Genomic DNA, 10,930 nt, shown 5'->3' on the forward strand with positions numbered 1-10,930 from the left:
TGTGGCTTGCAGTGCATCAAACGCCACTTCTTTGCCATCATCATACACATAAACAGGTTTGCCATCTTGCACAACAACATGACCGTTTTCATCAAGTTTAAGTTTCATACACTACTCCAAATGATGACTTTTCCAAGTCGTTATACCCTTGTTTTCCAACTTAGGCATTAAAAAAGCCCCAACATGGGGGCGTAAAAAACCCCCTTGCGGTTGCAGGGGGGGGTTAGTTGTTATCTGACTAATTTTTATTTGATTAAAGTTTGTATTCGCTTGGCACGATGGGCAAAATAACCCTTGCCATACTCATAAGCCTCTTTAAGGTCTTGTCTTAAAGAGTGTATCTCGGACGGTGTCAATGCCGTGTCTGTGGATTTGTTTTGCAAGGTATCTTGCTTCTGATTCGGTAAATTTTGAGAAATCATAACCAAATTGCTCCTGCCACCATTGTTCAATCTGTTTGCCTGCTTGTTTGCGTAATTGCCCAAGCGTGGCTTTTGTAATGGGTATTCTAGCAGAATTTGGCTTGCCGTTCAAGGTACTTGCCAACACCACTTTGCCACCCCAATTTTCAATATAAGCTCGCAAATCCGCCAAAGTGCCACCTTGGGTAATCACATCATCAACAATCATATAATGGCGATTTGCGACGACTTTACCGTCAAAGCTAACACGCTTTAACAATCTACCTACACCGTCGGCATCAGTGCGATAAGCTCGCTTGGCTTGAACGATATTCAAGTCCATTTTTACACCCAAAATTTCAGATAACGCCAACGCATATGCTATTGGAATTTTGTTTCGCCCTAGCATTTCTTCGGCGTGAACAGGTAAAATATGAATATCTGGATAACCAGCAATCGCTTTTTGAACACTGACAACAAACTCATCAGACAAAAATTCATCAACCAATCTTAATGCTGAGTGAATGTCACCTGATTTTGCTGTGAGATACTGGCTATGTGTGGTAATCGTATCTTTGGTATGAGCTATCATTGCATTTGGAAAATCACCCCAATCGGTACGCACAATCTGATTTCCTGTGTTTTTTGTGGATTGTAGCATATTTTTTGAGTTGTTTTCCACAATTACCATTTCATCAAGCGTTAAAGGCTCAAAACTTCTATCAAGCCCAAGCTGTTTAAATTTATCCGCCGTCATACCGTCTGACAAAAAAGTTTGGGCTTTTTTCTTACCCAAAACCGATTGAATGTAGGCTTTATCTTGATTTTTTAGCCACTCATAATAACTGACATTCTCCGTTACACCAAACTCACTCGCTCTATTTTTTGGGCTTTCATAACCGTCAAATACAATCTCAAAACCAGACCGACAATTAAAATGATAGGGCGGATATTTAGCCCTTTCAATTGGCATAAACTGGTGGTCAAGATGACGGCAAATAGGGCTTGTTCGTCTGTCCAATGTGGCATTAACCCTAATCCCTTTGATAATATCACGGTTTTGGTTAATAAATTCTTGCTTAGCTTCACTTGCCATAATCGCTGTGCCTGTGCGAGCGATTGTTTGAGCGTTTCGGCTTGTGGTGGACAAAATACCGTCTTTAAAATGATTTGCCTTAGACCCCCTTATCATTTGGATTAATTTATCATTGGTTAAACCGTCCGTATGAGCAAAACCAATAGCACGAATAAGCCGTTCGCTCTCATTTTTACTAAATGATTTGGTAAGTTCATCTAATGTTACGCCCACATTGGCGGTGATGTTTATTTGTAGATTTCAATAAATTGGGCGGTTGTCAATAGACACAAAAAACCCCAAAAACCTTTATTTTATTGGGCTTTTGGGGTTATTTTGGATTTTTTGAAATGCTTTGAAAAAGCAAAATGGTACCAGTGGTCGGAACGATATTAATAAAGCAAACTATTGATTTTATTAATTTTTATATTTATTAAAATATCATAGGGTACAATTTAGGGTGCATCTTGAAAATTTACTATTTTATGCAATAAAAAAATGGGTATAAATATAATAGCATATTCATACCCTATCGTCATCAGTCTTTCCATTTTTTTGGGTTGGCAAGCCATGCATTAACATCATCATTATGCCATACCGTAACGCTAGCGTTCAAGCGTTGTGGCTCAGGAAATTGACCGTTTTTGCATTTTCGCCACAGGGTCGTACGGCCAAATGGCAACAATGGCAAAATATCTTTAGCGGTGGATAGTCCACCTTGTGTTAAAGGTCTGCTCATTTTTCACTCCTTAGGTGGTTCAGGTAGTGGTTGCCAATAGGTTACTTGGGTATCACTATCCATCAACTCGCTAAACTCCCAACTATCACCAAGATATTCAGCGATTAATACATACCGCAGGGGTCTCTGATAGACCAATACCTGTGTTCTCTTTGGAGGTAACATATCATCAACGCTAATCCAGCCGTTGTTGTTCATAATATTTGCTCCGTTTATTTTAAAATTTTAGGTGGTTGTGGCAGGGGTTGCCAATGGGTTACTTCATATTCTGTTAGAACAAAACTATGTCTAACACCATATTCTAAAAGCTCTGGATTATGGCTATCTGTACCAATAATAACCTTTTTAGGGGTTTTAACATAAACCAAAACTTTTTCAAAAGGTTTTGGCAATTCATCATCAACACTAATCCAACCGTTATTTGATTGTGAAATTTGTGTTTCTGCGATATTAACAAGCTCGTCAAGCTCAAAAATCACTTCATTTATTTTTGGGCAATTATTGTTTGAGTTTTTGTAATTATCCAAACGCTTTTTAATGATTTTTAAAAATTTGTTCATCTGCATTTCCACTCTCCAACACCACTTCGCCATCTACATAATCAATAATGACTTTACCTGTTTTTAGGTCAAATGGTGTGGCATATTTCCAATTATTATATTGTCCAGTGAATTGATATTCATTATCAGTACTCAAACTATAAATAAGTTCTGTATAGCTCTTATCATTTGGATTTTTAATATCATCACCAACCCAGCACATAACACACTTCCAATCATCAAGCATTAAAGGCAACAAAATTTATTGTCCAGAGTATTGCCGATTTGTTCCAAAGAAAATCAATGTGATTTTAAACAGTTGTCATTCATCAAGGGGAATATATCCCATTGGTGTTACTTTTAACAAAAATGAAAATAAGTTTACTGCTGTTTTAAGAGTTGATGGGTGCAAAAAACATCTTGGTTATTTTAAGAATGCTGACGATGCTTTTATTACCTACAAAAACGCAAAAGAAGCTCACCTAAGAAGCGAAGTGGAAAAAATTAAAGGTCAGATAGATGATGATATTTATTTAGCACTAATGAATTGGGAGATTAGCCCAAATGATTAAACTAATAACCAAAATTGAATTATGGGCGGTGGCAAATGGCTTTAAGGTTACAACACCGCAAGAATTGGAGTGGGCGAGATGAATTATAAAAGAATTACGAGATTGAGTGAATTAGAGCAACTTGTGCAACAGCAAAAAGAAAAACAGCGTGCTGAAATTGGACAAAAACACGACCAAGCCAAACCAAGATTTAGCCTACTACCCCAAGCACCTTTGTGGCAGGTAGTGGCGGTACTTGAATTTGGGGCTGGCAAATATGGGGTGGATAATTGGCGTAATGTGCCAAACGCCCGTGAGCGGTATTTTAACGCCTGTCATAGGCATTTAAATGCGTGGTGGGCAGGCGAGATGGTAGATGGCGAGAGTGGATTGCCGCACCTTGCCCATGCTGTTTGTTGTTTGGTGTTTTTGATGTGGTTTGATGGGAGCGAGAAATGAATAGCGATGAATACTACAACTGGCTACAAAAATTTGAAAAAAGAAGTACGAGCGATGACACATTTACACCCCCTATGGTGTATGACATCGTGCTAGATTATGTACATCAGCATATCTTAAATTTGGACGATTTAACAGTAGAACGCCCTTTTTATCCTGATGGCGATTATCAAACACACGCCAAAAATTATGATAAAAACACGGTGGTGATTGACAATCCGCCTTTTTCTATTTTGTCAAAAATCATTGCTTTTTATTTAAAAAATGACATCAAATTCTTTTTATTCGCCCCTGCTTTGACGGTGTTTACCCCCATGCGACATCAAAACTACACCGCCATCATCGCCCCTGCAAGTATCAGCTATGATAATGGAGCGGTGGTAAATACCTGTTTTGTTACCAATCTATGCGGTAATCAGCGAGCGATGACTGCCCCCAAGCTATACCAAGCACTAAAAGCATTAGAACAACAAAAACCAAAACTGCCAAAATATCAATATCCACAAAATGTGCTGATGGTCAATCATTTAAACAAACTGTGCAAAGCAGGCATTGAGTTTAGCGTATTGGATAATGAGAGCGTTTTTATCCGTCAGCTTGATGCCCAAAAACCCCACAAAAAGACATTGTTTGGCGGCGGGCTTTTAATCAGCGAAAATAAAGCCAAAGAGCTACAAGCCAAAGAGCTACAAGCCAAAGATAAAGTGAGGGTTTGGCAGTTGTCGGACAAAGAGAAAGGGGTTATTGGGGGACTGAGTAGATTGTATGAGTAAGTTACATTATCAGATAGGAGCTTTTATGAACTGGCAAAAATACACCCTAGACGGCTGGCTAGAACAATTTGGGGCGTGGTGCGACACCGCAAAACCGAGCGAACCGCACAGCCTACACACCAACATCATCTATGAGCTCATGGTGCAATCAGGCTATGCGACAAACCCCACCTATCGCCCAAAGCCGTGCGATATATCAGACGATGAAGCAATGGCGGTGCAAGCACTATTAAGCCGTATTGTAAGTGAGTGCGATGCCCAAATGCGTGCTGATATATCGCTTTTGATTGCCCATAAAGTGAGTGGGTTTTCACTGCGTAAGATTGCCGACAAGCACCGCACGCAAAAAGACGATGTTAAATTACGCATACACGGTGCTAAATGCTACATCAAGGGGCGGTATTTTTGACTAAACCGCCAAATCACGCATAGCCAATTGGGCTAAATAATTGCTACGGCTTTTATAAAGGGATTTATGGGCGTTTACCTTATCATCAATTTTATTGATTAAAAATTGCGGTAAGGTAATATTAACCTTATGGGTTTTTTGGTCGTATTTTGACAAATCCACATCTACCCAAGCCCACATACAGCCATTATAATCAGGATTATTTAGGTGCTGATTAAAATCCTTTGGCAAAGGGATAGGCTCGCCATCTTCACACAAGCCGTCAAAATGCAGGTCAATAAATTCATTTGCCATTTGGTGCATATCGCCTAGTTCATCGCAAGCGGTTGCCCCATTTGGCACATCGGGAAACAAAATGGCGTGGGCGGTGGTGTCTTCATCGGATTTAAATACAGCGATTGGGTATAACATTGTATGCTCCTATCTAAAAGGGGTAAAGCAAGGGCTATTTAAGCCCTGCCTGTCTCATAATGCTATCAACGGTAGGTTTTGGTAAATCTTTTTTGGGGTGTGGTACGGTTACCTTGCCCTTTTTGGTGGGGTGTCTAAACTGCCTATGACTGCCACCATTTGATTTGACTTCAAACCAACCGTCTGCGGTTATGATTTTTATGACTTCGCTACTGCTTGCCATTTTTAACCCCTATTGCGTTGTTGGTGTGTATATTATACTTCTAGGGTTATAAATTGTCAAGTGTTTTTTATTCAAGATGGTGCTTGACTGTCTAGACGCATTATGGCATAATTATGTTATGGTGGTCGTATTGTAAGTAAGATTACCATAAGTTAAATCATAAGAACCGTTTGCCAGTTGGTAAGCGGTTTTTTATTGTCTATAAAAAAGGAGCGTAAGCCATGGCGAAACTTACGCCAAAACAAGAAAAATTTTGTCAAAAATACATTGAGACAGGCAACGCCAGCCAAGCCTATCGGCAAAGCTATGATTGCGAGAATATGAAAGATGAAAGCGTTAATCGTGAAGCAAAGGCATTGTTAGACAACCCCAAGATTACCCCAAGATTAAAAGAGCTACAAAACAAACACGCCAAACGACACAACACTACTGTTGATGACTTGCTAAATGAATTGGAAGATATCAAAGAACAAGCCTTATTAGACGGCAATCTACAAGTAGCGTTTAATGTGGTAATGGGCAAAGGCAAAATCTTGGGACTTGCCAAGCAGTCGCAGGTTGAGATTGAACTTAAAAAACTAGAACTTGAACGGCTAAAACTAGATAAGGGCATACAAACCGCTGAGCCTGTCAAAGTCGTGGTGGAAGTCAAAAATGCTCGTAAATCCGACACTTAATGAACCGCAAGCCAAATTTTTAAACCTACCGCATAAATTCCGTGCTTATGTGTCAGGGTTTGGCGGTGGCAAGACATGGAGTGGTTGCTCGGCGATTTGTCAGCATTTTTGGCAATTTCCAAACATTAACGCAGGGTATTTTGCCCCAACTTATCCGCAAATCCGAGATATTTTTTATCCCACCATTGAAGAATGTGCCAGTGATTGGGGGCTTCGTGTTGAGATTAAAAAAGCCGATAAAGAAGTGCATTTTTATCATGAAAATCAATATCGTGGCATGGTAATTTGTCGCAGTATGGACAATCCTACTAGCATCGTTGGTTTTAAAATCGGACACGCTTTAGTTGATGAGCTTGATACTTTGCCAACAGACAAGGCAAGGGACGCATGGCGAAAAATTATTGCTCGTATGCGTTACAAGGTGGACGGCTTAAAAAATGGCATTGATGTAACCACAACGCCTGAGGGTTTTAAATTTACTTATGAGCAGTTTGTTAAAGAAGCAGGTTCAAGCCCTGATAAAGCCAAACTATATGGACTAATACAAGCCAGCACTTATGACAATGAGCTAAACTTACCGCCTGATTATATTGAAAGTTTACGCCAAAGCTACCCGCCACAACTGATTGAAGCCTATTTAAATGGTCAGTTTGTGAACCTTGCAAGTGGTGCGGTTTATCCTGATTTTGACCGCCATTTGAATGCGTCAAGCGAAACAATACAAACTGGCGATACTTTGCACATTGGTATGGATTTTAATGTGCTAAAAATGGCGTGTGTTGTCTATGTAATGCGTGGCAATACACCGCACGCAGTCGCTGAACTGGTGGGCGTTCGTGATACGCCAACAATGTGCCAAATTTTGAAAGAGCGTTACCCAAATCATAATATGATTGTTTATCCTGACGCTAGCGGTCAAAATACCAGCTCCAAATCATCAAGCCTATCCGACCATTCTATCCTTAGGCAAAACGGCTTTAGTATTAGGGTGGCAAGCGTCAATCCAGCGATTAAGGATAGGTTAAATGCAATGAATGCGTTGATTTTAAACGGCAAGGGTGAACGGTCATTTTTTGTTAATCCAAACACTTGCCCAAACTACACCGAAGCATTAGAACAGCAGATTTACGATAATAACGGTATGCCTGACAAATCAAGCGGTTTAGACCACATTACGGACGCAGGTGGTTATTTCATCGCTTATCAATTCCCAGTGGTTAAGCCGTTATTACAATCGTTTATCCAAATGCCTTATTGAGAATATTTATGCCTGTTAATACATTACACCCTGATTATTCTAAATCGTTGTCAGCGTGGCAAATGTGCAATGATTTTGTCAGTGGAACAAGTGTGGTAAAAGCCAAAAAAGAAAAGTATTTGCCACGCCCAAACCCTAATGATACCAGTAATGATGCACAGCAACGCTATGATAACTATCTAAAGCGTGCGGTATTTTATGAATATTCAAGCAAGACCGTTAATCAATATTTAGGATTGGCGTTCAAGCAAGACCCTATTTGTGAAGTTGATAAGCGATTAGAACACCTAAAAACCAATGCTAACGGTCAAGGCGTATCGCTGTATCATTTGGCACAGCAAGGCTTAAAATCGTTACTTGTGAATGGTCGCTTTGGTTTATGGGTGGATTATCCGTCTGTTAAGATTGAAGCACAAAACAAACAACAGCAAAAAGAAATTGAATCTGTTGTGGATTTGAAACCGACAATCATCTATTTTAGTGCCGAACAGATTATTAACTGGCGTATTGAGCCACGATTTAATCAGTTGGCTTTAACAATGGTTGTGTTGCACGAAATCGTACAACAAGCTGGCAAAGATGGTTTTGAGACGGTTTTGGTTGAGCAGTATCGTGAATTAGGATTAAATGAACAAAACCAATACTATGTGCGATTGTGGCAAAAGAAAGACGGTCAATTTACGGTCGTCAGTGAAGCTAAACCAACAATCAATGGCAAACACCTAGATTATATCCCTTTTCAGATTTTTGGCAGTCAAACCAATACATTTGCCACGCAGATTATCCCGATTGAGCCATTGGTACATATTGAACACGGCATTTATTGCAATAGTGCAGATGTGGAAAATTCACGCTTTTTATGCGGTCAAATACAGCCATTTATGAATGTGGATAATCAAACGGCTGACTATTACAATCGTGTTGATGAGAATGGTGTAAAGGTCAATCCATTGCGTCTAGGCAGTGAAACTGTCATTATGCTGGGCGAAAATGGCTCATTTGGTTTTGCTCAAGCACAGCCAAACACAATGGCAACCGAAGGCATTGCAGAAAAGCGTGAGATTATCGCAGAATTGGGCTATCAATTGGGGCAAAGTGGCACAGGGATTAAGACAGCGACACAAGCAGAAAACGAACAGACGGCACAACATAGCCAAGCAAGCCTATGCGTGGCGAACATTAACGAAGGTATGTTTAATGTGCTGATTTGGTGTTCACGCTATGCTAATGTAACAACTGAACCTAAATTCTCAATCCGTCAGCAATTCTCGCCAGTTACCGTTGATGTGAATGTGCTAAATACATTAAGCGGTTTGATTGATAGTGGAAAATTGCCTAAATCAGTCATTTGGGCGAAGGCAAAAGAGTATAACCTACTTAATGCCGAGCTTAGCGATGATGACATTGCAGGTATGATTGAGAGTGATTTGCCGTTGGGGTATATCAATGACACTAAAGCAAGCGATACTACTTGAACGCTACAAAAGCCAACTCGCCAAAGAATATGATTTGACCGTTGCCGAGATTGAAAAAGTATTAAGCGATGAATTTTTAAAAAACGAAATCGCAGAACTTAATCACAAGCAAATGGATAAGTTACTAAATACCGCTGATGAAAGAATTGGCGGTATTTTTTTGGCTTATTTTGCAAATTTAAAAAACAATTTAAAAACTGTTTTTGATAAGCAGGTTGGCTGGCTGACAAGTGCATTAGGATTTAAAAAGCCAAAAACTCAAGCAAGATTTGACGAGCCCTTAGAGATTGCCAAAGGCTTAACGCTTGAACAAATCATACAATCATTTACGGCTGAACAAAAAACAAAACTGGTGGGAGCGTTTCGGCTTGCTCACCACAAGGGTTTAACCAATAACGACCTATTAAAACTCATTCGTGGGACTCGTGCAAACCACTTTCAAGACGGCATTTTAGGCATATCAAAACGCCACGCTAGCACCATTGCCCGCACTGGCGTGTCTTATGTGGCTAACCAAGCCAAACAAGACTATATCAATGCAAACAAAGGCGATATTATTGGCATTAAAGTGCTTGCCACGCTAGACACACGCACAAGCCCTGTTTGTCGGCATTTGGACGGTGTATTTATGCCGATTGATAAGGCAAGTTATCCCCCATATCACTTCAATTGTAGAAGTACGGTAGAAATCATCACAAAAGATTATGTACCACCTACACATCGAGCCAGCCAAAACGGTCAAGTAGAAAATATGACCTACTATGAATGGCTAGCTCTACAAGATGAACAAACGCAAAATATGGCATTGGGCGTAAAACGAGCCGAACTGTTTAGAAGTGGCAAAATCACACAGGCAAAGTTTAAGGCATTACAGCTTGATAAAAACTTTGAGCCATTGACGCTAAAGGAAATGGCTAGATTAGAGCCTGTTGTATTTAGGGAAGTGTTTGAAGATGACTTATCAATCATCAAAAAGCGTGGAACTTTAACTGGTCATACACAATTTGGCGAAATATCTTTTAGCTCCAATGCACTTAAACGAAAATTTAAACATGCTGAAGTATTTGGCATTGATACGGTTAAAAATAACCCTAACAATCAATTAAGCTATTATAATGCACTGATTACACATTTAAACGATGAAAACACTAAGCAATTTGGCGTATATCGTGGTAACAATCAGCAAAAAGTGTATTATAATAAACATACAGGCATTGCTGTAATAATTGATGATGAAATTGGTTTCTTAACCTGTTTTATTCCTAAAGATGACACAAAGCCACAATTAACTAATTACTTAAACAATGGTTCGTTATGGTAGTTTATACAAATAGTTTACAAGTACTTATTGATGATTTTTTTGCAGGAAAATTAACTGCTCAAGAATATGTAGATTTGTATCACGAGTTGCAAACAAAAGGTCCAAGTATTGAAAAAGATGCTGTTTATAGCACAATATGGCTAACCAATGATGAATATTACCCTATTGAAGACAGAAACGAAAATGATATTGATGAAAACGAGTTAAAAGCTCAAATCAAATTATTTTTAGAAAATGGTATTGTAAAAGGGTATGAGATTTTTCATCAGTATGGTGGCAACAAAGTAGCACAGTATTATGAAAAACAAGGCGTACCTTTAGATAAGGCTGTTTATAAATATTATGAATATAAGCCTTGACCACTTACCCCATACCACAGTCCCACTTTTTAACAGTGGGATTATTTTTAACCAAAACCTTTCGAATTCGAAAGGGTTTTTTATTGCCTATTGATTGGAAAATCAGGGCGTTTTGTGCTGGAAAGCACTTTTTTAACCAAAGAGAAAAAGCAATGAAGTTGAAACTTGATGAAAACGGTCATGTTGTTGTGCAAGATGGCAAACCTGTTTATGTGTATGATGATGGCAAAGAAGTGGCGTTTGATGCACTGCAAGCCACA

The 10,930-nt window shown here is 39.3% G+C and carries 16 protein-coding genes; 9 read left to right on the forward strand and 7 right to left on the reverse strand.

Annotated elements, in window-relative coordinates; all coding sequences use genetic code 11:
• Positions 1-315: 315 nt before the first annotated feature.
• The 5 genes from U9670_RS08540 to U9670_RS08555 form a co-directional block, all read right to left on the reverse strand.
• Positions 316-1,710 (reverse strand): phage minor head protein, encoded by a 1,395-nt coding sequence (locus U9670_RS08540; protein WP_323842596.1) that lies wholly within the window; start codon positions 1,708-1,710, stop codon positions 316-318.
• 304 nt (positions 1,711-2,014) lie between these two features.
• Positions 2,015-2,215, reverse strand: coding sequence for a helix-turn-helix transcriptional regulator (locus U9670_RS08545; protein ID WP_323842597.1), 201 nt, complete (start codon positions 2,213-2,215; stop codon positions 2,015-2,017).
• A gap of 3 nt (positions 2,216-2,218) precedes the next feature.
• A complete protein-coding gene (locus U9670_RS08715) occupies positions 2,219-2,413 on the reverse strand; it encodes a DUF551 domain-containing protein (RefSeq protein WP_416381528.1) in 195 nt (64 codons plus the stop codon).
• Between the two features lie 14 nt (positions 2,414-2,427).
• Positions 2,428-2,775 carry a DUF551 domain-containing protein gene (locus U9670_RS08550; RefSeq protein ID WP_323842598.1) on the reverse strand — a complete coding sequence of 116 codons (348 nt, stop codon included), beginning with the start codon at positions 2,773-2,775 and terminating at the stop codon, positions 2,428-2,430.
• Positions 2,750-2,977, reverse strand: a complete 228-nt coding sequence (locus tag U9670_RS08555; RefSeq protein ID WP_323842599.1) for a hypothetical protein — start codon at positions 2,975-2,977, stop codon at positions 2,750-2,752. The genes U9670_RS08550 and U9670_RS08555 overlap by 26 nt, the downstream gene beginning before the upstream one ends.
• A gap of 82 nt (positions 2,978-3,059) precedes the next feature.
• Here U9670_RS08555 and U9670_RS08560 point away from each other — a divergent pair, with 82 nt between their 5' ends.
• From U9670_RS08560 to U9670_RS08575, 4 genes are all read left to right on the forward strand, one after another.
• Positions 3,060-3,326: a hypothetical protein gene (locus tag U9670_RS08560; protein ID WP_323842600.1), complete on the forward strand. Its 267-nt coding sequence runs from the start codon at positions 3,060-3,062 to the stop codon at positions 3,324-3,326.
• A gap of 78 nt (positions 3,327-3,404) precedes the next feature.
• Complete coding sequence (locus U9670_RS08565; RefSeq protein WP_323842601.1) at positions 3,405-3,764, forward strand: dATP/dGTP diphosphohydrolase domain-containing protein; 360 nt, start codon at positions 3,405-3,407, stop codon at positions 3,762-3,764.
• Positions 3,761-4,537, forward strand: a complete 777-nt coding sequence (locus U9670_RS08570; RefSeq protein ID WP_323842602.1) for a hypothetical protein — start codon at positions 3,761-3,763, stop codon at positions 4,535-4,537. Before U9670_RS08565 ends, U9670_RS08570 begins: the two co-directional genes overlap by 4 nt.
• 25 nt (positions 4,538-4,562) lie before the next feature.
• Entirely contained in the window at positions 4,563-4,946 is a 384-nt protein-coding gene (locus U9670_RS08575; protein ID WP_323842603.1) for an antiterminator Q family protein, read from the forward strand.
• Here the strand turns inward: U9670_RS08575 and U9670_RS08580 are convergent, their stop codons facing one another.
• Both U9670_RS08580 and U9670_RS08585 read right to left on the reverse strand, forming a co-directional pair.
• Positions 4,947-5,357 carry a type II toxin-antitoxin system HicB family antitoxin gene (locus tag U9670_RS08580; RefSeq protein ID WP_323842604.1) on the reverse strand — a complete coding sequence of 137 codons (411 nt, stop codon included), beginning with the start codon at positions 5,355-5,357 and terminating at the stop codon, positions 4,947-4,949.
• Positions 5,358-5,391: 34 nt separating this feature from the next.
• Positions 5,392-5,580 (reverse strand): type II toxin-antitoxin system HicA family toxin, encoded by a 189-nt coding sequence (locus tag U9670_RS08585; protein WP_323842605.1) that lies wholly within the window; start codon positions 5,578-5,580, stop codon positions 5,392-5,394.
• Between the two features lie 221 nt (positions 5,581-5,801).
• Here U9670_RS08585 and U9670_RS08590 point away from each other — a divergent pair, with 221 nt between their 5' ends.
• The 5 genes from U9670_RS08590 to U9670_RS08610 are packed head-to-tail and all read left to right on the forward strand — an operon-like array spanning position 5,802 to position 10,670.
• A complete protein-coding gene (locus U9670_RS08590) occupies positions 5,802-6,257 on the forward strand; it encodes a terminase small subunit (protein WP_323842606.1) in 456 nt (151 codons plus the stop codon).
• Positions 6,235-7,515: a phage terminase large subunit gene (locus U9670_RS08595; RefSeq protein ID WP_323842607.1), complete on the forward strand. Its 1,281-nt coding sequence runs from the start codon at positions 6,235-6,237 to the stop codon at positions 7,513-7,515. Before U9670_RS08590 ends, U9670_RS08595 begins: the two co-directional genes overlap by 23 nt.
• An 8-nt stretch (positions 7,516-7,523) precedes the next feature.
• Positions 7,524-8,990: a DUF4055 domain-containing protein gene (locus tag U9670_RS08600; RefSeq protein WP_323842608.1), complete on the forward strand. Its 1,467-nt coding sequence runs from the start codon at positions 7,524-7,526 to the stop codon at positions 8,988-8,990.
• Positions 8,962-10,311, forward strand: coding sequence for a minor capsid protein (locus U9670_RS08605; protein WP_323842609.1), 1,350 nt, complete (start codon positions 8,962-8,964; stop codon positions 10,309-10,311). Before U9670_RS08600 ends, U9670_RS08605 begins: the two co-directional genes overlap by 29 nt.
• Complete coding sequence (locus U9670_RS08610; RefSeq protein WP_323842610.1) at positions 10,305-10,670, forward strand: hypothetical protein; 366 nt, start codon at positions 10,305-10,307, stop codon at positions 10,668-10,670. The genes U9670_RS08605 and U9670_RS08610 overlap by 7 nt, the downstream gene beginning before the upstream one ends.
• Positions 10,671-10,930 lie beyond the last annotated feature (260 nt).

Source organism: Moraxella tarda (assembly GCF_035181405.1).
In the GTDB taxonomy this organism is placed as follows: Bacteria; Pseudomonadota; Gammaproteobacteria; order Pseudomonadales; family Moraxellaceae; genus Moraxella.

Bases quoted from the DNA above. Each gene is read 5' to 3' on its own strand.
- U9670_RS08545 (WP_323842597.1), bottom strand. From the start codon at position 2,215: ATGAGCAGACCTTTAACACAAGGTGGACTATCCACCGCTAAAGATATT.
- U9670_RS08715 (WP_416381528.1), bottom strand. From the start codon at position 2,413: ATGAACAACAACGGCTGGATTAGCGTTGATGATATGTTACCTCCAAAG.
- U9670_RS08550 (WP_323842598.1), bottom strand. From the start codon at position 2,775: ATGAACAAATTTTTAAAAATCATTAAAAAGCGTTTGGATAATTACAAA.
- U9670_RS08555 (WP_323842599.1), bottom strand. From the start codon at position 2,977: ATGTGCTGGGTTGGTGATGATATTAAAAATCCAAATGATAAGAGCTAT.
- U9670_RS08565 (WP_323842601.1), top strand. From the start codon at position 3,405: ATGAATTATAAAAGAATTACGAGATTGAGTGAATTAGAGCAACTTGTG.
- U9670_RS08570 (WP_323842602.1), top strand. From the start codon at position 3,761: ATGAATAGCGATGAATACTACAACTGGCTACAAAAATTTGAAAAAAGA.
- U9670_RS08575 (WP_323842603.1), top strand. From the start codon at position 4,563: ATGAACTGGCAAAAATACACCCTAGACGGCTGGCTAGAACAATTTGGG.
- U9670_RS08580 (WP_323842604.1), bottom strand. From the start codon at position 5,357: ATGTTATACCCAATCGCTGTATTTAAATCCGATGAAGACACCACCGCC.
- U9670_RS08585 (WP_323842605.1), bottom strand. From the start codon at position 5,580: ATGGCAAGCAGTAGCGAAGTCATAAAAATCATAACCGCAGACGGTTGG.
- U9670_RS08590 (WP_323842606.1), top strand. From the start codon at position 5,802: ATGGCGAAACTTACGCCAAAACAAGAAAAATTTTGTCAAAAATACATT.
- U9670_RS08595 (WP_323842607.1), top strand. From the start codon at position 6,235: ATGCTCGTAAATCCGACACTTAATGAACCGCAAGCCAAATTTTTAAAC.
- U9670_RS08600 (WP_323842608.1), top strand. From the start codon at position 7,524: ATGCCTGTTAATACATTACACCCTGATTATTCTAAATCGTTGTCAGCG.
- U9670_RS08605 (WP_323842609.1), top strand. From the start codon at position 8,962: ATGACACTAAAGCAAGCGATACTACTTGAACGCTACAAAAGCCAACTC.
- U9670_RS08610 (WP_323842610.1), top strand. From the start codon at position 10,305: ATGGTAGTTTATACAAATAGTTTACAAGTACTTATTGATGATTTTTTT.